The 22,838-nt window shown below is 73.2% G+C and carries 16 protein-coding genes; 5 read left to right on the top strand and 11 right to left on the bottom strand.

Going from position 1 to position 22,838, the window contains the following annotated elements; all coding sequences use genetic code 11:
* Positions 1 to 35: 35 nt before the first annotated feature.
* From ACIPUC_RS29580 to ACIPUC_RS29550, 7 genes are all read right to left on the bottom strand, one after another.
* Positions 36 to 851, bottom strand: coding sequence for an HpcH/HpaI aldolase/citrate lyase family protein (locus ACIPUC_RS29580; protein ID WP_446593475.1), 816 nt, complete (start codon positions 849 to 851; stop codon positions 36 to 38).
* Positions 848 to 2,107 carry a CaiB/BaiF CoA transferase family protein gene (locus ACIPUC_RS29575; RefSeq protein WP_446593473.1) on the bottom strand — a complete coding sequence of 420 codons (1,260 nt, stop codon included), beginning with the start codon at positions 2,105 to 2,107 and terminating at the stop codon, positions 848 to 850. Before ACIPUC_RS29575 ends, ACIPUC_RS29580 begins: the two co-directional genes overlap by 4 nt.
* On the bottom strand, positions 2,104 to 3,063 hold the full coding sequence (rbsK, locus tag ACIPUC_RS29570) for a ribokinase (protein WP_446593471.1): 960 nt from the start codon (positions 3,061 to 3,063) through the stop codon (positions 2,104 to 2,106). Before rbsK ends, ACIPUC_RS29575 begins: the two co-directional genes overlap by 4 nt.
* Complete coding sequence (locus tag ACIPUC_RS29565; RefSeq protein ID WP_446593614.1) at positions 3,060 to 4,427, bottom strand: ADP-ribosylglycohydrolase family protein; 1,368 nt, start codon at positions 4,425 to 4,427, stop codon at positions 3,060 to 3,062. Before ACIPUC_RS29565 ends, rbsK begins: the two co-directional genes overlap by 4 nt.
* A 410-nt stretch (positions 4,428 to 4,837) precedes the next feature.
* Positions 4,838 to 5,989, bottom strand: coding sequence for an ADP-ribosylglycohydrolase family protein (locus ACIPUC_RS29560; RefSeq protein WP_446593469.1), 1,152 nt, complete (start codon positions 5,987 to 5,989; stop codon positions 4,838 to 4,840).
* Positions 5,990 to 5,996: 7 nt separating this feature from the next.
* Complete coding sequence (locus ACIPUC_RS29555) at positions 5,997 to 7,409, bottom strand: ADP-ribosylglycohydrolase family protein (protein ID WP_446593613.1); 1,413 nt, start codon at positions 7,407 to 7,409, stop codon at positions 5,997 to 5,999.
* Between the two features lie 68 nt (positions 7,410 to 7,477).
* A complete protein-coding gene (locus tag ACIPUC_RS29550) occupies positions 7,478 to 8,464 on the bottom strand; it encodes an ADP-ribosylglycohydrolase family protein (RefSeq protein ID WP_446593467.1) in 987 nt (328 codons plus the stop codon).
* 247 nt (positions 8,465 to 8,711) lie between these two features.
* Here ACIPUC_RS29550 and ACIPUC_RS29545 point away from each other — a divergent pair, with 247 nt between their 5' ends.
* The 3 genes from ACIPUC_RS29545 (at position 8,712) to ACIPUC_RS29535 (ending at position 15,822) form a co-directional block, all read left to right on the top strand.
* The gene (locus ACIPUC_RS29545) at positions 8,712 to 9,443 is read left to right on the top strand and encodes a VIT1/CCC1 transporter family protein (RefSeq protein ID WP_446593465.1); all 732 of its coding nucleotides are present in this window, start codon (positions 8,712 to 8,714) and stop codon (positions 9,441 to 9,443) included.
* A gap of 384 nt (positions 9,444 to 9,827) precedes the next feature.
* On the top strand, positions 9,828 to 14,369 hold the full coding sequence (gene gltB, locus ACIPUC_RS29540) for a glutamate synthase large subunit (RefSeq protein WP_446593612.1): 4,542 nt from the start codon (positions 9,828 to 9,830) through the stop codon (positions 14,367 to 14,369).
* Positions 14,362 to 15,822: a glutamate synthase subunit beta gene (locus ACIPUC_RS29535; protein ID WP_446593463.1), complete on the top strand. Its 1,461-nt coding sequence runs from the start codon at positions 14,362 to 14,364 to the stop codon at positions 15,820 to 15,822. Before gltB ends, ACIPUC_RS29535 begins: the two co-directional genes overlap by 8 nt.
* Before the next feature lie 122 nt (positions 15,823 to 15,944).
* Here ACIPUC_RS29535 and ACIPUC_RS29530 read toward each other — a convergent pair whose 3' ends face one another.
* Entirely contained in the window at positions 15,945 to 16,721 is a 777-nt protein-coding gene (locus tag ACIPUC_RS29530; protein ID WP_446593461.1) for a GntR family transcriptional regulator, read from the bottom strand.
* Positions 16,718 to 17,260 carry a GntR family transcriptional regulator gene (locus tag ACIPUC_RS29525; RefSeq protein ID WP_446593459.1) on the bottom strand — a complete coding sequence of 181 codons (543 nt, stop codon included), beginning with the start codon at positions 17,258 to 17,260 and terminating at the stop codon, positions 16,718 to 16,720. The genes ACIPUC_RS29530 and ACIPUC_RS29525 overlap by 4 nt, the downstream gene beginning before the upstream one ends.
* On the opposite strand from ACIPUC_RS29525, the gene ACIPUC_RS29520 reads away from it, so the two are divergent.
* Positions 17,142 to 17,660, top strand: a complete 519-nt coding sequence (locus ACIPUC_RS29520) for an ATP-binding protein (RefSeq protein WP_446593457.1) — start codon at positions 17,142 to 17,144, stop codon at positions 17,658 to 17,660. The genes ACIPUC_RS29525 and ACIPUC_RS29520 overlap by 119 nt on opposite strands.
* 35 nt (positions 17,661 to 17,695) lie before the next feature.
* Here the strand turns inward: ACIPUC_RS29520 and ACIPUC_RS29515 are convergent, their stop codons facing one another.
* Positions 17,696 to 18,088 carry a MerR family transcriptional regulator gene (locus ACIPUC_RS29515; RefSeq protein WP_446593455.1) on the bottom strand — a complete coding sequence of 131 codons (393 nt, stop codon included), beginning with the start codon at positions 18,086 to 18,088 and terminating at the stop codon, positions 17,696 to 17,698.
* A 62-nt stretch (positions 18,089 to 18,150) separates the two neighbouring features.
* Between ACIPUC_RS29515 and ACIPUC_RS29510 the strand changes: the two genes are divergently transcribed.
* Complete coding sequence (locus ACIPUC_RS29510; RefSeq protein WP_446593454.1) at positions 18,151 to 19,428, top strand: MFS transporter; 1,278 nt, start codon at positions 18,151 to 18,153, stop codon at positions 19,426 to 19,428.
* A gap of 5 nt (positions 19,429 to 19,433) precedes the next feature.
* Here the strand turns inward: ACIPUC_RS29510 and ACIPUC_RS29505 are convergent, their stop codons facing one another.
* Positions 19,434 to 22,838 carry an nSTAND1 domain-containing NTPase gene (locus tag ACIPUC_RS29505; RefSeq protein WP_446593453.1) on the bottom strand — a complete coding sequence of 1,135 codons (3,405 nt, stop codon included), beginning with the start codon at positions 22,836 to 22,838 and terminating at the stop codon, positions 19,434 to 19,436.

Here is a 22,838-nt window from a genome sequence, read left to right as displayed (position 1 = left end):
CGGGGCGGAGCCCCTGGACACGGAGCCGAGCTCGGTCATCGCCCGGCCATCCGCGCGGCGAGCGCAAGGGTGCGGTGGGCAGCGGCCACCACCGCCGGGTCCACGAAGCGCCCGTCCGGCAGCGCAAGCGCACCCGGAGTGGCGCGGGCCGCGCTCAGGACCTCCTGCGCCGCGTGCACCTCCTCCGGCGCGGGGAGATACGCCCGCTCGATCACCGGCAGCTGGCGGGGATGGATCGCCGCCCTCCCCAGAAAGCCGAGGGCGCGGCCCCGCGCACAGGAGACGGCCAGCGCCTCCAGGTCCCGGATGTCCGGGAACACCGACTGGACCGGAGGCGCCAGCCCGGCCGCGCGGGCCGCCACCACGACCCGGGACCGGCACCAGTCCAGGCCCGGCTCCGCGCTGACGGCCAGGTCGGCCCGCAGATCGGCCTCCCCGAGGGAGAGCCCGCGCAGCGCGGGGTGCGCGCGGGCGATCTCGTACGCGCGCTCCACGCCCAGCGCCGACTCGAGCAGGGCGTGCAGCCCGACCCCGCCGGTGCGGTCCGCGGCCGCCACGACCTGCCCGGGAGCGCTGATCTTGGGCAGCCGCAGCCCCGCGAGCCCGCGCAGCCCGCCGAGGGCGGTCAGGTCGGCGCCGCCCCACGGAGACTCGAGCGCGTTGACGCGGACGTGGACCGGGAGCGGGGGCCGCTCGCCCAGGAGCTCGGCAGTGGCGGCGCGGGCGTACTCCTTGCGGGAGGCCGGTACCGCGTCCTCCAGATCCACGATCACGGCGTCGGGCCCGCAGCCGATGGCCTTGGCCACCACCGCGGGGCGGTCGCCCGGCACGTACAGCCAGGTCAGGATCACAGCGCCCCCTCGGTCCGCAGCGCGCCGATCTCGGCCGCGGTCAGGCCCAGCTCGGTCAGCACCTCGTCGGTGTCCGCGCCGTGCGGGCGGCCGGCCCAGCGGATCCCGCCGGGGGTCTCGGAGAGCCGGAAGAGGATGTTCTGCATCCGGATCGGACCGAGCTCCGGGTCCTCGATCTCGGTGACCGTGTCCAGGGCCGCGAACTGCGGGTCGGCCATCACGTCCCGCACGTCGTAGACCTGGGCGACGGCGGCCTGGGCCTCCTCGAAGGCGGCGACGACCTCCTCGGCCTTGTGGCGGGCGATCCAGGCGCCGACCGCCTCGTCCAGCACGTGCGCGTGGGCGGCTCGCCCGGAACCGGTGGCGAACCAGGGCTCGGCGATCAGTTCCGGCCGCCCCACCAGGCGCAGTACCCGCTCGGCGACGGACTGGGCGGAGGCGGAGACCGCCAGCCAGCGGCCGTCCGCGCTGCGGTAGGTGTTGCGGGGGGCGTTGTTGGTGGAGCGGTTCCCGGTGCGCGGCTGGACGTAGCCGAGCTGGTCGTACCAGAGCGGGTGCGGGCCGAGCACCGTGAGGATCGGCTCGATGATGGCCAGGTCCACGACCTGGCCGTGGCCCGTGCGGTCGCGGCCCGCGAGGGCGGTCATCACCGCGTACGCGGTGGTCAGCGCGGCGATCGAGTCCGCGAGCCCGAACGGCGGCAGGGTCGGCGGCCCGTCCGGCTCCCCGGTGATCGCGGCGAAGCCGCTCATCGCCTCGGCGAGCGTGCCGAAGCCGGGGCGGTGGGCGTACGGGCCCTGCTGGCCGAAGGCCGTGACGCGGGTCAGGACCAGGCGCGGGTTGGCGGCGGACAGCTCGGGCCAGCCCAGGCCCCATTTCTCCAGGGTGCCGGGGCGGAAGTTCTCGATGACCACGTCGGCGGTGGCGGCGAGTCGCAGCAGGGTGTCCCGGCCGCCGGGGGTGGACAGGTCGAGGGTGATCGTCCGCTTGTTCCGGCCGAGCAGCTTCCACCACAGGCCGATGCCGTCCTTGGCGGGGCCGTGGCCGCGGGAGGGGTCGGGGCGGCCGGGGTGTTCGACCTTGACCACCTCGGCGCCGAAATCCCCCAGGAGGGTGGCGGCGAGCGGTCCTGCGAAGAGGGTGGCGAGGTCCAGGACGCGGAGTCCCCGCAGGGGCCCCTGCCCCTGCCCCGGCCGGGCGCCGACAACGGCGGGCCCGTCCCCCGGGGCCGTGCCCGGTGCCGCGTCGGGGCTCACGAGGCGGACCCGGGTGCGTCCCCGGCCGCCGGCCCGGGGTGCTGCCCGGTTCTGGCACTCCGCCCGGCCAGGGCAAGGGCGTCGGTCTCGGCGCGGGTCGGCATCGAGTCCTGGGCGCCGGGCCGCTGGACGGAGAGCGCGGCCGCCGCCGAGGCCCAGCGCAGTGCGTCGGGCATCGGGCGGCCCTCGCCCAGGGCCACGGAGAGGGCGCCGACGAAGGTGTCCCCGGCGGCGGTGGTGTCCACGGCCCGCACCCGGGGCGCGGGCACGGTCAGGGGTTCCCGGCCGCGGGCGGCGTACAGGACCCCGGCCGCGCCGAGGGTGATCACCACCTCGGGTACGGCGTCCAGGAGGGCCGCCGCGCACTGGCCGGGGTCGGTGAGCCCGGTGAGGGCGGCGGCCTCGTGCTCGTTGGGCACCAGCAGATCGGTGGCGGCGAGGAGTCCGGCGGGCAGCGGCTGGGCGGGGGCCGGGGTGAGCACCGTACGGACGCGGTGCGCGCGGGCGGCGAGGGCGCCGGCGAGGACGGCCTCCAGGGGGAGCTCCAGCTGGAGGAGGAGGGCGTCGGCGGCGGCGATCCGCGTCTCGTCGCCCGCCTCCAGGCCGGTGACGCGGGCGTTGGCGCCGGGGATGACGATGATGCTGTTGCCGCCCTCGTCGTCCACCGTGATGTGGGCGGTGCCGCTGGCGCCCTCGACGGTGCGCAGGGCCGCGGTGTCGATCCCGTCGGCGGTGAGCGCGGAGCGCAGCCGTACGCCGAACTCGTCGGCCCCGACCGCGCCGATCATCACCACCTGCGCGCCGCAGCGGGCGGCGGCGACGGCCTGGTTGGCGCCCTTGCCGCCGGGGACGGTGCGGAAGGCGCGGCCGGTGACGGTCTCCCCGAGGCGGGGGGCCTTGGGGACGTAGGCGACGAGGTCCATGTTCGTACTGCCGAGCACGGCGATGGCCGTCATGAGCGTGCTGCCTCCTGTGCGGTGAGCTGGTGGGTGAGGTGGGCGAGGGTGTCGAAGCCGATGCCGTCGAAGCCGGGGACGCTGGTGGCGAGCCGGTTCTTCAGGGGCGCGGCCCAGCGGTGCGGGACCTCCCCGGTGATCAACGCGCAGAGGGCGCCGGCGGTGGCGCCGTTGGAGTCGGTGTCCCAACCGCCGGACACGGCGCGGCAGACGGAGTGGGTGAAGTCGCCGTCGGCGTGGGTGAGGGCGGCGGCGATCAGGGCGGTGTTGGGGACGGCGTGCACCCAGTGGTAGTGGCCGTAGCGGGCGTGCAGGCGGTCGGCGACCCGGTCGAAGTCGGGCTCCTCGCGGGCGGCCCGGATCCCGGAGCGGACGGCCTCGGCGAGGCGGGAGCGGGGCGGTACGACGGCCAGCCCGGAGCGCAGCGCGGTGTGGACGTCGGCCCGGCCGGTGGCGGCGGTGGCGGTGGCGGCGGCGATGAACAGGGCGGCGTAGACGCCGTTGCCGGTGTGGGTCAGGGCGGCGTCGCGGTAGGCCTGGGCCGCGGCGGCGGCCGGGTCGCCGGGGTTGGTCCAGCCGTGGACGTCGGCGCGGATGAGGGCGCCGATCCATTCGCGGAACGGGTTGTGGTGGGTGGCGGTGGCGGGCGGCTCCAGCCCGAGGAGGAGGTTGCGGTAGGCGACGCGCTCGGCGGTGAAGGTCCGGCCGGCGGGCAGCTCGTCGAGCCAGAGCCGGGCGACGTCGGCGGTGGTGAAGGCCCTGCCGTGCCGCTGGAGCAGGAGCAGGCCGAGGAGGGGGTAGTTGAGGTCGTCGTCCTCGGGCATGCCGTCGATGTTCTCGGCGAGGGAGGTGGGGGCGGAGCGGCGGTTCCAGGGGTACGCGGCCAGCAGCCGCGGCGGGACGCCGCGGGCGCTGAACCAGTCGTTCAGCGGCCAGTTCCCGGCGGCACGGGCCAGCGCCCGGATCCCGCCGAGCGGCAGCTTCTCCACGGGCTTCCCGAGCAGACACCCAACCGCCCGCCCCACCCACGCGGCCTCCAGCCTGCGGCGCAGCGCGGGGTCCTGCTCCCGCTGGGGGCGCGCGGCCGCGGTCGCCGCGGGGGCGGCGGGCCCCGAAACCGGGACGCCCGGGTGGGGGCCGGTCCCCTCCGGCTGCCGGATCCCGGGGTCCGTCGGTGCGGGCGCGGCGGTCTCTCGCTCCGCGGACGGGGCGGGGCCGCCGCCGTGCGGCGCCTGTGGGAACCCGCACGGCTCCCCCGGGTCCGGGCTGTGCGGTGCGGATTCCCGGGGGCGTGGGTCCGGGTGGCCGGGGCCGGGGCCGGGGCTGGGCGGGAGGGGGGTGGTGGGCGGACGCTCCGCTGCCAGGGCGGGTGCGTGGGCGGGGTCCGTCGGCGCCGGCCCGGCGGGCCGCCGTTCCGCGGACGGGCCGCGGTCCCCGTGCGGCGCCTGTGAGGTCCGGGCGGATCCTCCCCGTCCGGCCGGGGGCCAGGTGGCGCGGATCGCGGGCCAGGACTGCGGCTCGTCGGCGGCCTTGGGGGACGGGAGTTCCGCGAGCTCGTCCAGGAGGCGCGCGGCCAGGGCGCGGAGTTCCGGCGGCGCCGGGGCCGGGGAGGCGCCGGCGCGGGGCGGGGCCGGACGGCCGCCCGCGGCCAGCCAGGTACGGAGCGCGGGGGCGGGGTCCCGGCCGTCCTCGGCCGCCTGGCGGAGCTCGTGCCCGACGAGGTCCTCGGGCTGCGCCCAGGTGAGCCGTACCGGGGTGTCGGGAGCCGGCGGGGTCATCGGGGAGTGGAGATCGCGGTGAAGGCCGACTCGTGGGCGCGGCGGCGGGTGCGGTCCAGGGCGAAGACCTCGCGGGCCACGGCGGCCAGCGCCCCGGCCGGGGCGTGCAGGTCGAGGCGGCTGGCCTCGGCGACCTGCTTGGACCAGGCCGCCGGGATCGCGGACTCGCCGCCCAGGGCCCCGGCGACCGCCCCCGCCATGGTGGCGATGGAGTCGCAGTCCCGGCCGTAGTTGACCGCGCCGAGCACGGAGGTCTCGTACGCCCCGTCCGCGATCAGCAGCATCCCGAGCGCGATCGGGAGCTCCTCGATGGAGTGGAGGCGGGAAGGGCGCCGCGCGCCGAGGGAGGGGGCGCGGTAGTCGGGGCCCACCGTGTCGTACGGGGCGACCGCGGCCCGCAGCGGGGCCAGCGCCGACTCGAAGTCCCGGTGGCGGGAGGCGACGTCCGCGACGGCGGCGATGGCCGCGCGCGTGCCGTCCTTGGCCAGGGCGAGGGCGGTGTCCACCACCGAGGCGGCCGTCGCCCCCGGCAGGCACGCGGCCGCCACCGCCGCCGCGAACACCCCCGCCGCCTCCCGTCCGTACGAGGACTGGTGCGCCCCCGCGACGTCCAGGGCCTCCGCGTACGCGCCCGCCGGGTTGCCCGCGTTGACGATGCCGACCGGGGCCATGTACATCGCCGCACCGCAGTTGACGATGTTGCCACTGCCGGCCTCGCGGGGATCGACGTGCGCGTAGTGGAGGCGGGTGACGATCCACTTCTCGGCGAGGAAGATCCGCTGGAGGGGGAGGGCCTCCGCCTCCAGTTCCGGGATCCAGCGGGGTGTGGTCATCAGGTCCGGGACCAGGTGCTCGGCGACCGCATAGGCGTCGAGGTGGTCCCGTACCGCCTCGTAGACCCGTACCAGGGCGTGCGTCATGAGGGTGTCGTCGGTGACGTGCCCGTCTCCCTTGTGGTACGGGGCGATCGGGCGGGCCGTGCGCCAGTCCTCGTACCACGGGCCGACGATGCCGTGCACCCGGCCGCCGTGCCGTTCCACGATCTGGTCGGGGCTCCAGCCCTCCACCGGCCCGCCGAGCGCGTCGCCGACGGCGGCCCCGACGAGAGCGCCTGCGGCCCGTTCCTCCAACGTGAGCGTGAGCGTCATGTCTGGATCATCCCTTGTGCGAGGTGAGTTCCGTGCGAGCGAGGAGCGCGGCGAGTTCCACGAGATCGGTGCCGGCGAGGCGGGGGAGGGCGCAGCCGGAGAGGGTGCGGCAGGCCTCGCGCCAGGCGGCGGGGATCGAATCGCCGCCGCCGAGTGCGCCGGTGAGGGCGCCGGCCAGGGCGGGAGCGGAGTCCGCGACGCGGGACAGGCAGGCGGCGGCCGGGACGGCCTCGGCCACCTTGCCGCGGGCGGCGGTCGCGAGGGCGAGCGCTACGGGCACGGTCTCGGCGGCGGCGATCCCGTAGCTGTAGACGTGGTCCACGATCTCGTGCTCGAGGGTGGGGACGATGGCGAAGGCGCCGCCGCCGGCGTCCGTCTGGGTACGGGCGAGCTTGAGGGCGTGCCGGGCGTTGCGGCCGATCTCGGTGGCCTCCGGAAGCTGGGCGAGCGCGGCCTCGACGGCGGTGTCGACGTCGGCGCCGGCCAGGGCGGTGGCGACGGCGGCGGCCATGGCGCGGGCGCCGTGGACGCCGTCGCCGTCCTGGGTGTAGCGGGCGTCGAACTCGGCGAGGTCCGCGGCGGCGTCCGGGTCGCCGGGGTAGACGACGGCGAGGACGCAGGCGCGGACGCAGGCGGCGTCGTCGAAGAAGTGCGGGTTGTCGTGGCCGGTGGCGGGCGGGCGCAGGCCGGTGGCGAGGTTGCCGAGGCCGGCCCGGACGGAGATCCGGGCCCTCAGGGGCAGTACGGCGGACTCGACCTCGGGGGCGCGTTCCGCCGCGGCGGCGACCTCGGAGGCGAGCGCGTTCCAGGCGAGGTCGATGGCGGCGCGCATGCGGCGGGACCGGGACAGGTCGCTGAGCAGGACTCCGGAGGCGGTGAGTACGGACTCGGCGACGAAGGCGGCCCACTCGGCGTCGTCGGAGGGGCCCAGGCGCAGCGGTTCGGGGGGCTGGTTGAGGGCGATGGGGACGGGGAGGGTGGTGGTGGCGTTCTGCTCGGCGAAGGTGTCGAGCTCGCGGGTGAGGCGGCGGGTCCACTCGGGCATCCGGCTGGCGCGGTGGCGCGCCGCGGGCCACCCGGCCGCGTCGCCTGCGGCGAGCCCGATGAGCAGCCCTTCGATCCGCCGGGCCGCCTGCGGCGGGCTCGGCGGAGCTACCCGGTCCGCCGGTGGCGCGGGGCTTACCGGTCTCGCCGTTCTCGCCGGGGTCACCGGGCGTACCAGGCGCGCCGTGCCGGCCGCGCCGGCGGCTCTCGCCGTGCCCGTCGTGCCCGTCGTGCCGGCCGTCGGGTTCGCTGTGCCGGCGGGTCTCGCCGTACTGCCCGCGCTCGCCGGTCCCGCGGGTCCGGCCGTGCCGGCTGTGCTGCCCGGGCTTCCACGGCCGGCCGGGCTTTCCGGGATTCCCGGGCTCGCCGGGGTCATGGGGATGGGGGGCGGGGGTGAGGGGGGTTCGGTGTCCGGCGTCGTGTACGGGGTGTACGGGGACGGGGTCATCGGGGGGCCTCGTATTCCGGGGTGAGGAGGTCCGCGATGTCCAGGACGTGGTAGCCCCGCATCGAGGGGAGGCAGCTGCCGCGGACCGGGCCGATGGCCGAGGACCAGGCGGCGGGGATCGCAGCGGCGCCGGACAGGGCCCCGGACAGGGCGCCGGCCACCGCCGCCGTGGTGTCCGCGTCGCGGCCCATGTTCACGGCCGTGAGGACCGAGGAGGGGAAGTCGCCCCCGCAGGCGGCGAACGCCCCGAAGGCCAGCCCCACCGCCTCCGGGGCGAGGTCCGTCCACGGGTAGCCGCCGATGACCACGGCCGAGCGCACGGCCCGTTCGCCCCGCGGGGCGGCGGTGACGGCCCTGCGCAGGGACCGGGCCGTCCAGGAGTCGGCGGGGATCACCGACAGGGCGGCGGCGATCACCGACGGCGGGCCGGCGCCCGCCATCGCCGCGGCCACGCCCGCCGCGACCGCCTGGCCGCCGTAGATGCCCTCGCCGTCGTGGCTGACGCAGCCGTCGATCGCGACGAGCCGCGCGGCCTCCGCCGGGCGGCCCGCCGCGAAGACCCCGAAGGGCGCCGCCCGCATGGCCAGGCCGTCCGACCAGGCGTGCCGGTGCTGGGCCGAGATGGGGGCCGCCAGACCGCGCCGGAGGTTCTCGAGGGTGCCGCGCTCGGAGAAGCCCGCGCCCCGGAAGGGGCCCTCGTCCAGGTCCGCGATCCAGTGGTGCCAGGCCCGCTCCACGTGGGAGACGGTGAGCGCGGAGCCGTGCCGGGCCAGCAGCAGCCCGGAGAAGATCGCGTACTCGGTGTCGTCCGTGCCCGCCGGGTCCTCCGACACGAAGCCCTCGATGCGGCCCCACTTCGCCCGGATCTCCGACGGCTTCATGTTCTCCGCGGGGGCGCCCAGCGCGTCACCCACCGCGAGTCCCAGAAGAGCGCCCCTGGCCCGTTCGAGGAGGACCTGCGGATTGCATGCAATCAGCTCCATGGCGCGCCTCTCCACTTGATGGGACTCATATTGAGCCCTTGGGGGATTTGTGCCATGGCATGAGGTTTGTCGCTCGTCGCGAAACACCCCGCGCGCACCCTCGTCACCCGGTCGCCGACCCGCAAAACCGCAGGTAAGTACGGCCTTCCTTGCTGGCGGGGAGCTGAATTCGTGCGTAGTTTCGAGGTGTTCCGGGGGAGCGGGAGGCCGTATGGCGCCCGTTCGCACAAAAGGGGAGATAGGCCGCATGTCCATCATCGACATCGAAGCACCGCTGCACACCGCGCACCGTGACAACCACACCCACCGGGACGTCAACGGCGGATGGCTGCGGCCGGCGGTCTTCGGTGCCATGGACGGGCTCGTCTCCAACCTCGCCCTCATGACCGGTGTGGCCGGCGGCGCCGTCGCCCCGCACGCCATCGTGATCACCGGCCTGGCCGGCCTCGCGGCCGGCGCCTTCTCCATGGCGGCCGGCGAATACACCTCCGTGGCCTCGCAGCGCGAGCTGGTCCTCGCCGAACTGGACGTAGAGCGCCAGCAGTTGCGTAAACACCCCGTCGACGAGATGGAGGAGCTGGCCGAGCTCTACGTCTCGCGCGGCGTCGAGCCCCCGCTCGCCCGCGAGGTGGCCATGCAGCTGTCCCGCGACCCGGAGCAGGCGCTGGAGATCCACGCCCGCGAGGAGCTCGGCATCGACCCCGACGACCTGCCCTCGCCGCTCGTCGCCGCCGCCTCGTCCTTCGGCTCCTTCGCGCTGGGCGCGCTGCTCCCCGTACTGCCGTACCTGCTCGGAGCCGCGTCGCTGTGGCCCGCGGTGGTGCTGGCGCTGGCGGGGCTCTTCGCCTGCGGTGCGGTGGTTTCCCGGGTCACGGCCCGGTCCTGGTGGTACAGCGGGCTGCGCCAGCTGGCCCTGGGTGGCGCGGCCGCGGGTGTGACGTACATCCTGGGAACCTGGATCGGCGGAGCCATAGGCTGACCGGGCTTGGAGTGAGACACTATGCAGCGCACCACATAAGTAGTCCGTTACTCGGCGGTTTCGCTCGCGTGTCCGCCGGGTACCAGAACAGGGCTGCGGGCAACGATGCCCGCCCCCGCCGGGACCTTCGGCCCGTCATCGTGTCGTGAGAGCCGCCTTGAGAACACGGCGAAGGTCCCCTCTTTTCTGCCCCGCAGTGTCCGCATGTTGGAATGGCATATCCGCTTCGCGGGATTGTCGTCATCATGTAATCTGCACGAAATTTCGCAGAGGGCCAACGTCGTCCCTCGGCTATGCACATATGCCACGACGACGACGGGAGAGCCGATGCGTTCCGCATCCACGCACTCCGCGACCGGCCCCAGCACCACCGCCTGGTCGCCCATGGACGGTCGCCCCGCCCAGCAGGGCATGTACGACCCGCGCAACGAGAAGGACGCCTGTGGCGTCGGATTCGTGGCGAACCTCACCGGCGAGGCCACCCACACCCTCGTTGAGCAGGCCCTGACCGTATTGCGGAACCTCGAGCACCGCGGCGCCACCGGCTCCGAGCCGGACTCGGGCGACGGCGCCGGAATCCTCTGCCAGGTGCCGGACGCGTTCCTGCGCGAGGTGGCCGGATTCGCCCTTCCCGAGGCCGGCGCGTACGCCGTCGGCATCGCCTTCCTCCCCGCCGACGGCACCGCACAGGCCGTCGCCGTGGAGCAGATCGAGGCCATCGCCGCCGAGGAGAACCTGACGGTCCTCGGCTGGCGCGAGGTTCCGGTGACGCCGGACCTGCTCGGCAACGGCGCCCGCGCCACCATGCCGGCCTTCTCGCAGCTCTTCGTGAGCAACGGCAGCACCGGCATCGAGCTGGACCGCAAGGCCTTCGTGCTGCGCAAGCGCGCCGAGCGCGAGGCCGGGGTCTACTTCCCGTCGCTCTCCGCCCGCACGATCGTCTACAAGGGCATGCTGACCACCGGCCAGCTGGAGCCCTTCTTCCCGGACCTCTCCGACCGTCGCTTCGCCTCGACGCTGGCCCTGGTCCACTCCCGGTTCTCGACGAACACCTTCCCGTCCTGGCCGCTCGCCCACCCGTACCGCTTCGTCGCGCACAACGGCGAGATCAACACGGTCAAGGGCAACCGCAACTGGATGAAGGCCCGCGAGTCCCAGCTGGCGTCCGACGTCTTCGGCGACGGCGCGCTGGACCGGATCTTCCCGATCTGCACCCCCGACGCCTCCGACTCGGCCTCCTTCGACGAGGTCCTGGAGCTGCTCCACCTCGGCGGCCGGTCGCTGCCGCACAGCGTGCTGATGATGATCCCGGAGGCGTGGGAGAACCACACCTCCATGGCCCCGGCCCGCCGCGCGTTCTACAAGTACCACTCCACGATGATGGAGCCCTGGGACGGCCCGGCCTGCGTCACCTTCACCGACGGCACCCAGGTCGGCGCGGTCCTCGACCGCAACGGTCTGCGCCCCGGCCGCTACTGGGTCACCGACGACGGCCTCGTCGTGCTCGGCTCCGAGGTCGGCGTGCTCGACATCGACCCGGCCAAGGTCGTCCGCAAGGGCCGCCTGCAGCCCGGCAAGATGTTCCTCGTCGACACCGCCCAGAAGCGGATCATCGAGGACGACGAGATCAAGGACGAGCTGGCCGCCGCCGCCCCGTACGCGGACTGGCTGGAGACCGGCGAGATCGAGCTGTCGGACCTGCCCGAGCGCGAGCACATCGTGCACACCCACGCCTCGGTCACCCGCCGCCAGCAGACCTTCGGCTACACCGAGGAAGAGCTGCGCGTCATCCTCGCGCCGATGGCCCGTACCGGCGGCGAGCCGCTCGGCTCCATGGGTACGGACTCCCCGATCGCGGCCCTGTCCGAGCGCCCCCGGCTGCTCTTCGACTACTTCACCCAGCTCTTCGCGCAGGTCACGAACCCGCCGCTGGACGCCATCCGCGAGGAGCTCGTCACCTCGCTGCTGTCCTCGATCGGCCCCGAGTCCAACCTGCTCGAGCCGACCGCCGCGTCGTGCCGCAGCGTCACGCTGCCGTTCCCGGTGATCGACAACGACGAGCTGGCCAAGCTCATCCACGTCAACGCCGACGGCGACATGCCGGGCATGAAGGCCGCCACCCTCTCGGGCCTCTACCGGGTCTCGGGCGGCGCCGAGGCACTGGCCGCGCGGATCGCCGAGATCCGTACCGAGGCCGACGCCGCCATCGCGGCCGGCGCCCGCCTGATCGTCCTCTCGGACCGCCACTCGGACGCCGAGCACGCGCCGATCCCCTCGCTGCTGCTCACCTCCGCCGTGCACCACCACCTCATCGCCACCAAGCAGCGCACCCAGGTGGGCCTGCTGGTCGAGGCCGGCGACGTCCGCGAGGTCCACCACGTCGCGCTGCTCATCGGCTACGGCGCGGCCGCGGTCAACCCGTACCTCGCCATGGAGTCCGTCGAGGACCTGCTGCGCGCCGGTACCTTCCTGTCCGGCCTGGAGCCGGAGCAGGCCATCAAGAACCTGATCTACGCGCTCGGCAAGGGCGTCCTGAAGGTCATGTCCAAGATGGGCATCTCCACCGTGGCCTCCTACCGCGGCGCGCAGGTCTTCGAGGCCGTCGGTCTGAACGAGGAGTTCGTCGGCGCGTACTTCAGCGGCACCGCCACCAAGATCGGCGGCGCCGGCCTGGAGGTCATCGCCAAGGAGGTGGCCGCGCGCCACGCCAAGGCGTACCCGGTCTCCGGCATCGCGGCCACGCACCGCGCGCTGGAGATCGGCGGCGAGTACCAGTGGCGCCGCGAGGGCGAGCCGCACCTGTTCGACCCGGAGACGGTCTTCCGCCTCCAGCACGCCACCCGCAACCGCCGGTACGACATCTTCCGGCAGTACACGGACCGCGTGAACGAGCAGTCCGAGCGCCTCATGACGCTCCGCGGCCTGTTCGGCTTCAAGAGCGACCGCCCGTCGATCTCCATCGACGAGGTGGAGTCGGTCGCCGACATCGTCAAGCGCTTCTCCACCGGCGCCATGTCGTACGGCTCCATCTCCAAGGAGGCGCACGAGACCCTCGCCATCGCCATGAACCAGCTGGGCGCCAAGTCCAACACCGGTGAGGGCGGCGAGGACCCGGAGCGCCTGTACGACCCGGCGCGCCGCTCCTCCATCAAGCAGGTCGCCTCCGGCCGCTTCGGTGTCACGAGCGAGTACCTGGTCAACGCGGACGACATCCAGATCAAGATGGCGCAGGGCGCCAAGCCCGGCGAGGGCGGCCAGCTGCCCGGCCACAAGGTCTACCCGTGGGTCGCCAAGACCCGGCACTCCACCCCGGGTGTCGGCCTGATCTCCCCGCCGCCGCACCACGACATCTACTCCATCGAGGACCTGGCTCAGCTGATCCACGACCTCAAGAACGCCAACCCGGCCGCGCGCATCCACGTGAAGCTCGTGTCCGAGGTCGGCGTGGGCACGGTCGCCGCCGGTGTCTCCAAGGCCCACGCGGACGTCGTCCTCATCTCCGGCCACGACGGCGGTACGGGCGCCTCTCCGCTGACGTCCCTGAAGCACGCGGGCGGCCCCTGGGAGCTCGGCCTCGCCGAGACCCAGCAGACCCTGCTGCTCAACGGCCTGCGCGACCGCATCGTGGTCCAGACGGACGGCCAGCTCAAGACCGGCCGCGACGTGGTCATCGCCGCGCTGCTCGGCGCCGAGGAGTTCGGTTTCGCGACCGCGCCGCTCGTCGTCTCCGGCTGCGTCATGATGCGCGTCTGCCACCTGGACACCTGCCCGGTCGGCATCGCCACGCAGAACCCGGTCCTGCGCGACCGGTTCTCCGGCAAGCCCGAGTTCGTCGTCAACTTCTTCGAGTTCATCGCGGAGGAGGTGCGCGAGATCCTCGCCGAGCTGGGCTTCCGCACCATCGAGGAGGCCGTCGGCCACGCCGAGCTGCTCGACACCACCAAGGCCGTGACGCACTGGAAGGCGCAGGGTCTCGACCTCGAGCCGCTCTTCTACGTGCCCGAGCTGCCCGAGGGCGCGGTCCGCCACGCCCTGATCGAGCAGGACCACGGTCTGGAGAAGGCCCTCGACAACGAGCTCATCGAGCTCGCGGCCGACGCGCTGAACGCCGACTCCGCCGAGGCCGCCCTGCCGGTCCGCGCCCAGGTCGCGATCCGCAACATCAACCGCACCGTCGGCACGATGCTCGGCCACCACGTCACCAAGAAGTTCGGTGGCGCGGGCCTGCCCGACAACACCATCGACCTGACCTTCACCGGCAGCGCCGGCCAGTCCTTCGGCGCCTTCGTGCCGAAGGGCGTCACCCTCCGCCTGGAGGGCGACGCCAACGACTACGTCGGCAAGGGCCTCTCCGGCGGCCGGATCGTGGTCCGCCCGGACCGCGGCGCCGACCACCTCGCCGAGTACTCCACCATCGCCGGCAACACCATCGGCTACGGGGCCACCGGCGGCGAGATGTTCCTGCGCGGCCGCACCGGCGAGCGCTTCTGCGTCCGCAACTCCGGCGCCCTGGTCGTCTCGGAGGGCGTGGGCGACCACGGCTGCGAGTACATGACCGGCGGTACGGCGGTCGTCCTGGGCGAGACGGGCCGCAACTTCGCGGCCGGCATGTCGGGCGGCGTCGCGTACGTCATCGACCTCGACCCGGACAACGTCAACGTCGGCAACGTCGGTGCCGTCGAGACCGTGCTGTCCGACGCCGACAAGCAGTGGCTGCACGATGTGGTGCGCCGCCACGAGGAGGAGACCGGCTCGACCGTGGCCGCGAAGCTCCTGGCCGACTGGTCCGTCGCGGCGGACCGCTTCAGCAAGATCATCCCGACCACGTACAAGGCAGTGCTCGCCGCCAAGGACGCCGCTGAGCTCGCCGGACTCTCGGAATCCGAGACCACGGAGAAGATGATGGAGGCGGCGACCCATGGCTGACCCGAAGGGCTTCCTCACCACCCCGCGCGAGACCGCCTGCTCCCGTCCTGTGGCCGACCGCCTCAAGGACTGGAACGAGGTCTACGTTCCGGGCTCGCTGCTCCCGATCATCAGCAAGCAGGCCGGCCGCTGCATGGACTGCGGCATCCCGTTCTGCCACAACGGCTGCCCGCTGGGGAACCTGATCCCCGAGTGGAACGACTTCGCGTACCGCGAGGACTGGTCGGCGGCCTCCGAGCGGCTGCACGCCACGAACAACTTCCCGGAGTTCACCGGCCGCCTGTGCCCGGCTCCGTGCGAGTCGGCGTGTGTGCTCGGCATCAACCAGCCGGCCGTCACGATCAAGAACGTCGAAGTCTCGATCATCGACAAGGCCTGGGACAACGGGAACGTCACCCCGCAGCCGCCGGAGCGGCTGTCCGGCAAGACGGCCGCCGTCATCGGCTCCGGCCCGGCGGGTCTCGCCGCGGCCCAGCAGCTGACCCGGGCCGGGCACACCGTCGTGGTGTACGAGCGCGCCGACCGCGTCGGCGGCCTGCTGCGCTACGGCATCCCCGAGTTCAAGATGGAGAAGGTGCACATCAACCGCCGCATCGAGCAGATGCGTGCGGAGGGCACCAAGTTCCGTACGGGCATCGAGGTCGGCCGCGACATCACCGCCACGGACCTGCGCAAGCGGTTCGACGCGGTGGTCATCGCGGCGGGCGCCACGGTCTCCCGAGACCTCCCGGTCCCGGGCCGCGAGCTGAACGGCATCCACTTCGCGATGGAGTACCTGCCGCTCGCGAACAAGGTCCAGGAGGGCGACTTCATGGCGCCCCCCATCACGGCCGAGGGCAAGCACGTGGTCGTCATCGGCGGCGGCGACACCGGCGCGGACTGCGTGGGCACCGCGCACCGCCAGGGCGCGGCCTCGGTCACGCAGCTGGAGATCATGCCGAAGCCGGGCGAGGACCGCAACGCCAACCAGCCGTGGCCGACGTTCCCGATGCTCTACAAGGTCACCTCGGCCCACGAGGAGGGCGGCGAGCGGGTCTACTCCGTCTCCACCACCCACTTCGAGGGCGACGAGGACGGCAACGTCAAGGCCCTGCACCTGGTCGAGGTCGAGTTCGCCGACGGCAAGCTCGTCCAGAAGCCCGGCACCGAGCGCGTCCTCCCCGCGCAGCTGGTCACCCTGGCGATGGGCTTCACGGGCACCGACCAGGCCAACGGCCTGGTGGAGCAGTTCGGCCTGGCGATGGACGCGCGGGGCAACATCGAGCGCGACGCCTCCTACGCGACCAACGTCGACGGCGTCTTCGTCGCCGGCGACGCGGGCCGCGGCCAGTCGCTCATCGTCTGGGCCATCGCGGAGGGCCGCTCGGCCGCCCGCGGCGTGGACCGCTTCCTGACGGGCGCGAGCGCGCTCCCGTACCCGGTCAAGCCGACGGACCGCTCCCTGACGGTGTAACCCCGTCACCCTCCCCTCGGGGAGACCCCTCATACGGTCCGTACAACGGCGTACGGAAACCTGACGCAGCGCCCGCCATAGTCCCCGACCAGGGATGGCGGGCGCTGTGGCGTGCGGGCGGTCTATTCAGGGGTGAACTCGTACCGGAGCTCATACAAATGGCCGGCCTTCACCATGACGGTGACCTCGATGGGGCGTTCGCCTTCGCCGTACACCGTGCGGAGGGTCCGCAGGACCGGCAGGTCTCCTGGCAGTCGCAGGGCGCCGTACTGCTCCTGCGTCGGGACCCGGGCGGAGATCCGGTCCACGCTGCGGCGGGGCGGGAAGCCGAGGTCCGCGAGCAGGGTCGGGGTGCCGCCCTTGATGCGGAGCGGCGCGGCAAGAGCGGTACCGCGGGCGATGTCCGGCGGGTAGTACGTGCCGACCAGCTCGGCGGGCTCGTCATCGACACTGATCAGCTGTCGACGGCACACGGCGAGTGCCCCCTCCGGCAACCCGAGGGCGGCGGCGATGTCCCCGACCACCGGCACTTCCTCCACGGCGATCAGAATGCTGCAGGCCCGTGAGCCCTGGCCGGCTACTTCGGCAAGCCAGGGGTACACCGCCCCGGAGGCTGCGCGGTTGAGGGAGCCGGCGGGCCGGACCGTCCGCTGACGATTCGCCCGTACCGTCACCGCCGCGCCTGCCCGGCCGACGACGAGCCCCTCGCCCTTGAGGAGGTGGACGGCCTTCTGGATCGTGGCGTTGGACGCGTCGAACCGGCTCTTGAGGTGTGCCGTGGACGGCAACTTGGCCCCAGGTGCCAGGTCACCGCTCATGATCTCGTCGCGCAGGTCGGCGGCGATGCGTGCGTGCAGGGGCCGGGGATCGAGGGCGGGGTCGTCGGTGGGCAAGGTCATCCGATCCTGATCTCGTACCGCAGTTGCTGGCGCGCCGCCGGCATGAGCATCACGTCCGCCTGGATGGCCCGGTCTGTCGCGTCGTAGGTGACACGGGACAGCAGCAGAACCGGTTCGGCCTCAGCCAGACGCAGTTGTTCGCGCTCCCCGGTGCTCGGCATGCGGGCGGTCACGTGCTCGGTGACGCGCACGCCCACGTGCCCCAGCGCTGCCAGCAGGGTGACCGCTCCACCGGGGATCTTCGCGGTCCCCGCGAGCGGCGTGCCCGCCGCGATGCCGGCGGGGTAGTAGGTGTCGGTCAACTCGCACGGCTCGCCGTCGAGTTCGATCACGCGGCGCCGGATGACCACCGGTTGGCCCTCCGGTAGGCCGAGCAGCGCGGCGACCTCGGGAGTGGCGGGCGTCTGCCGTGCCTCGACGATGCGCTGCCCACCTCGGCGTCCCTTCGCCTTGGCCTCGTCGCTCCAGGCGTCGGACTGCCCGGCGGCACGGGGCGCCAGGTACGGCATCGACGTACTGGTCCATCCGCTGCTGCCCACATCGTCCTCCCGGTTCTCCGTCAGGGGGCGGTATCCCGACCCACGTTATGCGACACGAGGTGTCTCTTCTCGCAAACCTTGCCGCTTTTCGCGAATAGCGCTACGGTCTGTGTGGTCTCGGAAACTCGGAGACATGCGGCTCTGTGCCTCGGAGCTCGCCGCGAACGCGGTACTTCACGGTGCTCCTCCCGGCAGGGATTTCGGCGTTCGCCTCGTGCGTGAGCCCGGCCGGGTACTGATCGAGGTTCGTGACAGCGGTCCGGGGCTTCCGGTGATCCAGTGCACCGCGCCGGACGCTCCCGCCGGGCGGGGGCTGTGGCTGGTGAGGGAGGTCGCAGACGAGTTCGGAGTGCTCGATGAGGCGGTGGGCAAGACCGCCTGGGTTGCCTTCGAGGCGTGAGGGGTCAGGCAGTTGCACGACCGTCGGGCCGGCCGTCATGGTGGCGTGTTCGTGGTTTCCAGTAGGACGCACTGGTCGAAGTTCATGCAGCCGCACTCCAGACAGTTCGCGACCGCCTGCCGTAAGGCCTGGGTTTGTGCAATGCGGCGGTCGAGTTCGGGGAGCTTGCGCGTGGCCATGTCCCGCCACTGGCGGGTGGCAGACGGTGTGGTGCTGCCGGCCAGCAGCTGCGTGATCTCGGCGAGGGTGAACCCGGCCCGCTGCGCCATCTTGATCAGGGCGACCCGGCGGACGGTGGTCGCGGGCCACACTCTGCGGCCGCGTTCGCGGCGAGCGCCGGGCAGCAGACCGCGCTCTTCCCAGTAGCGCAGGGCCGAAGCGCGCACGCGGGCCTTGTCCGCGAGTTCACCGATGGGCAGGTACCGCATGCCAGCCCTCTTCCTTGTCCGGCCTTGACTTCAAGCGTGCTTGAAGGACGACTGTGACCCGCATGTTCTCAGCTGATCCGGGACGCCTGGTGCCCGGCCCCTACCGCTTGCTGTTCGCCGACCGGACGTTTCGGCGGATGCTGCCGGTCTTCGCGCTGTCCGACCTGGGCGATGGCATGACCGTCGTCGCCGTCGCGTGGCTGGCGCTCGCGCTGGGGCCCGACGGCGGCCAGGGCACGCTGGCCGGCATCGCCGTTGCCGCCTACGTCCTTCCCGGTGCGCTGGGCGCGCTGATCCTGGGAAGGTGGATGCGGCGGCTTCCCGCACGGCGGCTCCTGATCACCGACTCCTCGCTGCGGGCCGTACTGCTGGGGGCGGTCCCCCTGGCGCACGTGGCGGGACTGCTCACACCGGCCGTGTACGTCGGGCTCCTCGGCGCCTCCTCGCTGCTGCACGCCTGGGGCAAGGCGGGCAAACACGCCCTGTTCGTCCCCCTGCTCTCCGACGGCCAGCGTCTGACGGCCAACGGCGTGCTCAGCACCAGCCTGTGGAGCGCGACCATCGCGGGTCCTGCTCTCGCGGGCCTGCTCGTGGGAGTGGCGTCCCCGGCATGGATCATCGGCTTGAACGCCGCCACTTTCGCCGTGCTCGCCCTCCAGACCGGCCGCACCACCCTGCCTCCCCCACCCGAACCGGTACCGGTACCGGTGACCGGCGGTGCACAGCGGGGGCTGGGCATTCTGCTCCGCCGGCCGGAACTCCTCGGGCTGCTCGCCGTGACCTGGGTGTTCAACTTCGCGTTCGGCCCCGTCGAAGTCGCCCTGCCCCTGTTCGTCGCGGACGACCTCCATGCCGGCGCGGGGCTGCTCGGCGCCTACTGGGCCGCCTTCGGTGTCGGAGCCGTCGTCGGCGCCCTCGCGCTGAGCGCGGCCAGACGGCTGCCGCTGTGGCCCGCCATGCTCGGCATCATCGCGGGCCACGGCGTCGGCATGCTCCCCTTCGCCCTCACGCACAGCTCCCTCCCTTCCGTGATCGGCTTCGCTTTCGCCGGACTCGTCTACGGCCCCTACTCCGCGCTCTCCCTCACCCTGATCCAGGGCCGCGCACCCGCCGGGTCACTCACCACGGTTCTGGCCGCACGCAGCGCCGTGCTCCTGACGGCCTCCCCCCTCGGAGCGGCGCTCGGCGGCTTCCTCCTCGACCGGACCAGCGCCCCTGCCGTCCTCGTCGGCTGCGGTGCACTGATGATCGCCACCGTCCCCGTCAGCGCCGTTGCGCTGAAGCTCTCCGGAGATCACCGACGACGACAGCAGCCCGCGGGACTCCGGAAGGCGTTCTGAAACGATCACTCAGGGTCTTCGGGATCCTCCTGGAGCCAGCGGTGGATCAGGGGGAGGAGCTGTTCGCCGTCCAGGGGGTCGGCCGTGTAGTCGGAGGCGCCCGCGGACAGGGCCTTCTCGCGGCCCATGGGAGTGGCCTTGCGGGCCAGGGCGATGAGGGGGCGCAGGGACGGGCCCGTGAGGTGGGCGATGACGGAGGCGGCCGCCGAGCCGGCGCCCATGCCCTGGGTGGGCAGTCGGAGGAGTACGAGGGCCACCTCCGGGTCGGCGGTGACGGCGGCGATCGCCTGGGGGACCCGTTCGGCCCACAGGACCTCCAGGCCGTGGCGTTCGAAGTCGGTGGTGAGCGCGAACGCGGCGCGGACGTCGTCGTCCACGATCAGTACCTTCTGGCCCGAGAAGCCGTACGCCGGGGCCGATGCGGGATGCGGCTGCTCGGGAGCGGGTACGTCCCGCGGTTCCGGGTGGGGCAACGGGCCGCCGGGTATCAGCGGCAGGTAGAGGGTGAACACGGAACCGAGGCCGCGTTCGCTCACCACATGGATCTCGCCGTCCATCAGCCGGGCGATCTCCCGGCTGATGGACAGCCCGAGGCCCGTCCCGACGTGCTGCGTGTCGGTCGGGTCGCCGGCGTGCGTGAACGCCTCGAAGATGACCTTCAGTCTGCCGTCGGAGATGCCGATGCCCGTGTCGGCGACCGAGAAGGCGATGAGCTCCGCGGCCTTCATGTCGGCGAGCCGTCCGTGGACGGAGGGCGGTGCGTCCGGGCCGGCGGGCTGGATGTCGAGCCGCACTTCGCCGCGGTCGGTGAACTTCACGGCGTTGGCCAGCAGGCCCCGCAGGATCTGGAGCAGCCGCCGCTCGTCCGCGTACAGCGTCTGCGGCAGCTCGGGCGCCACCCGCACGTGCAGACCCAGCCCCTTCTCCTCCGCCAGCGGCGAGAACGCCGCGTCGAGGTGGTCGGCGACCTGGAGCAGGGGCACCCGGACCGGGACGATCTCCATCCGGCCCGTCTCCGCGTCGGACAGGTCGAGGATGTCGTCCAGCAAGAGGAGCAGGTCGTGGCCCGCCCCCTGGATGGCCCGGGCGTACTCGACCTGCTTCGCGGTGAGCGTCCCGCCGGCGTTGTCGGCGAGCTCCTGCGCCAGCAGCTGCAGGGAGCTCAGCGGAGTGCGCAGCTCGTGCGACATGTTCGCCAGGAACTCGCTCTTGTGCCGGATCGACACCGCGAGCAGCTCGTTGTGCTCCTGCAGGGCCTGCCGCGCCTCTTCGATCCGGGCGAACTGCTCCTCGATCTCGCTGTTCTTGTCGGCCAGCCGCGCCGCCTTCTCCTCCAGTTGCCGGTTGGCGGCCTGGAGCGCGCCCTGGCGGTTCTCCAGCATCGTGGACCGCTCGCGCCACTGCTCGGTCAGCTCCTGCGACTTCGTCAGCAGCACCTCGTTGTGCCGCTGGACGAGGACCGCGGCCGTGCTGCGCTCGATGAACTCGCCCACCACGGTGGGCACGTCCGTACTGCGCTCGCGCAGCCAGTGCTCCGCCTCCGACACCCGCGTCGCGGAGAGCAGGTCCCCGTCCGCGGCCCGCTCCTCCATGACGGCGAGCCACTGCTGGAAGTCGGCGTCGGCGTCGACCCAGTCGGCGAGTCTGTTCCACTCCCGGATCAGCGCCTCGTGGGCGATCTCCGCCGTCCCCGGTCCGGTCGTCCCGAGCACCACCAGCCGCCGGTAGGGCTCGGCCAGGAGCTGGGCGACGTGCCAGTCCTGGCCCAGGTGCGCCTTCAGGGCCGTCACCCGGACCGCGCTGCTCGCTCCGCCGCGGGCCCGCACCATGGACAGCAGCACCCGCCGGATCCGGGCCTCGTCCAGCTGCCGGACCAGGAACTGGAAGGCCTTCTCGGCGTGCCGGTTGAGCGCCCCCGAGACGCCGCCCAGCGCGTGGTACCCGTCGAAGGTGATCTTCCGTTCCTGCTGCATCGGCCAGAGCTCGGTGAGCGCGAACTCGAGCAGCGGAAGGCTGCCCGGAGCCTTGGCCGCCTCGGCGGCGATGGCCTCGGCGACGCCCTGGCTGTAGACGACTCCGGCCGCGGCGGCCGGTTCCACGATCACCCGGGTCAGCGCCGCCTCGTCCAGCGGGGAGACGTTGAGCTGGCGGTCCTGAATGCGCGGACCGACGGTGGGCAGGTCCAGCAGGTCCGGCAGGAAGTCGGACCGCAGGGTGCAGACGAGCCGGACCGGTACGTCGTCCATGGTGTCCGGCTCCGGGAACATCCGCTCCAGGAACTCCTGCCGCGGCCCGGACGCGCCGTTGCTGAGCACCTCCTCGAACTGGTCGCCGACGAGGGCGAGCCGGCGGCCGGTGAGCAGTGCGATCCGGGTGGCGACCGGCCAGAACCCCTCTTCCCGCAGGGAGCGCGCCCGGCTCTCCAGCCGCTCCAGCGTGTGGTGGGCGCCGGGGTCCTCCAGATCCAGCAGCGCACGCGCCACCGAGTCGTACGGGCTGGATCCGGGCCGGAAGCTCGCCACGGTCCACCCGTCGGCGGCCAGGGCCGGCTCCAGGCCGGCCGCGACCAGGGAGGACTTGCCGACCCCCGAAGGCCCGGCGACCACGACGCAGGGCTGGTTCCCGAGCATCGCCCCGAGCCGTTCGATCTCCCTCTCCCGGCCCACGAACACCCCGGCCCGGGCATCGGCCGCGGTGAACGCCTGCAGGCCCCGGTAGGGGCACGGGGGCAGCACGCTGCGTTCCAGTACTTCCGGCCAGGCCGAGGCCATCTCCGACAGGGGCACGGCGTACGCGTCCTCGTGCTCGCCGCCCCGGCTCGCGACGGCCAGCATGCCGATCACCGCGTCCCCCCAGCGGTCCGACATGATGGCGGGCGAGCCGCTGTAGCCGGGCTGGGCGCGCAGCGCGGACTCGGCGGACGTGTCGAGCTGGACCAGGCCGCCGCCCACCGCGCCGCGCAGGACGCAGCTGCTCCAGGCGCCGTTGGCCTTGCGCGGGGGACTGCCCGGGTAGCCGAAGACGGACACCTCGGTGCTCTCCGCGAGGCCGTTCCTCGGGTCGACGAGCCGCGCCGGGCCGGCCCCCACCGGCAGGGTGTCCCCGCCCACCAGGACGAGTCCCGCGATGTCGCGGCCCGGCCGCCCGGGCCCCGGAGGCGGATCCCACGCCGTGATCCGGCAGTTGCGCAGAGGACCGCCCTCGGCATCGCCGAGCAGGACGAACTCGACCTGGATGCGCGCCTCGTCCCCCGGCCGGTCGGCGGCCCCCTTCTGCCGGCCCAGGGCTACGTTGACCACGTGCGCGCAGGTCACGATGTGCTTGTCGCCCACGACGAAGCCGACCCCGACGGGAACGTCGGAGGTGCCCTGCCTGATCTTGACGACGAACCCGTCGCGCCGCGCCCCCAT

This window comes from Streptomyces sp. LARHCF249 (assembly GCF_052871255.1).
Note: the sequence above shows the minus strand (reverse complement) of the source record. Positions and strands in the feature narration are given on the sequence as shown.

Coding starts and splice junctions, on each gene's coding strand:
- ACIPUC_RS29535 (WP_446593463.1), top strand. CDS start 14,362: ATGGCTGACCCGAAGGGCTTCCTCACCACCCCGCGCGAGACCGCCTGC.
- ACIPUC_RS29560 (WP_446593469.1), bottom strand. CDS start 5,989: ATGACGCTCACGCTCACGTTGGAGGAACGGGCCGCAGGCGCTCTCGTC.
- gltB (WP_446593612.1), top strand. CDS start 9,828: ATGGACGGTCGCCCCGCCCAGCAGGGCATGTACGACCCGCGCAACGAG.
- ACIPUC_RS29555 (WP_446593613.1), bottom strand. CDS start 7,409: ATGACCCCGGCGAGCCCGGGAATCCCGGAAAGCCCGGCCGGCCGTGGA.
- ACIPUC_RS29550 (WP_446593467.1), bottom strand. CDS start 8,464: ATGGAGCTGATTGCATGCAATCCGCAGGTCCTCCTCGAACGGGCCAGG.
- ACIPUC_RS29530 (WP_446593461.1), bottom strand. CDS start 16,721: ATGACCTTGCCCACCGACGACCCCGCCCTCGATCCCCGGCCCCTGCAC.
- ACIPUC_RS29505 (WP_446593453.1), bottom strand. CDS start 22,838: ATGGGGGCGCGGCGCGACGGGTTCGTCGTCAAGATCAGGCAGGGCACC.
- ACIPUC_RS29510 (WP_446593454.1), top strand. CDS start 18,151: ATGTTCTCAGCTGATCCGGGACGCCTGGTGCCCGGCCCCTACCGCTTG.
- ACIPUC_RS29545 (WP_446593465.1), top strand. CDS start 8,712: ATGTCCATCATCGACATCGAAGCACCGCTGCACACCGCGCACCGTGAC.
- rbsK (WP_446593471.1), bottom strand. CDS start 3,063: ATGACGGCCATCGCCGTGCTCGGCAGTACGAACATGGACCTCGTCGCC.
- ACIPUC_RS29515 (WP_446593455.1), bottom strand. CDS start 18,088: ATGCGGTACCTGCCCATCGGTGAACTCGCGGACAAGGCCCGCGTGCGC.
- ACIPUC_RS29520 (WP_446593457.1), top strand. CDS start 17,142: ATGCGCTGCCCACCTCGGCGTCCCTTCGCCTTGGCCTCGTCGCTCCAG.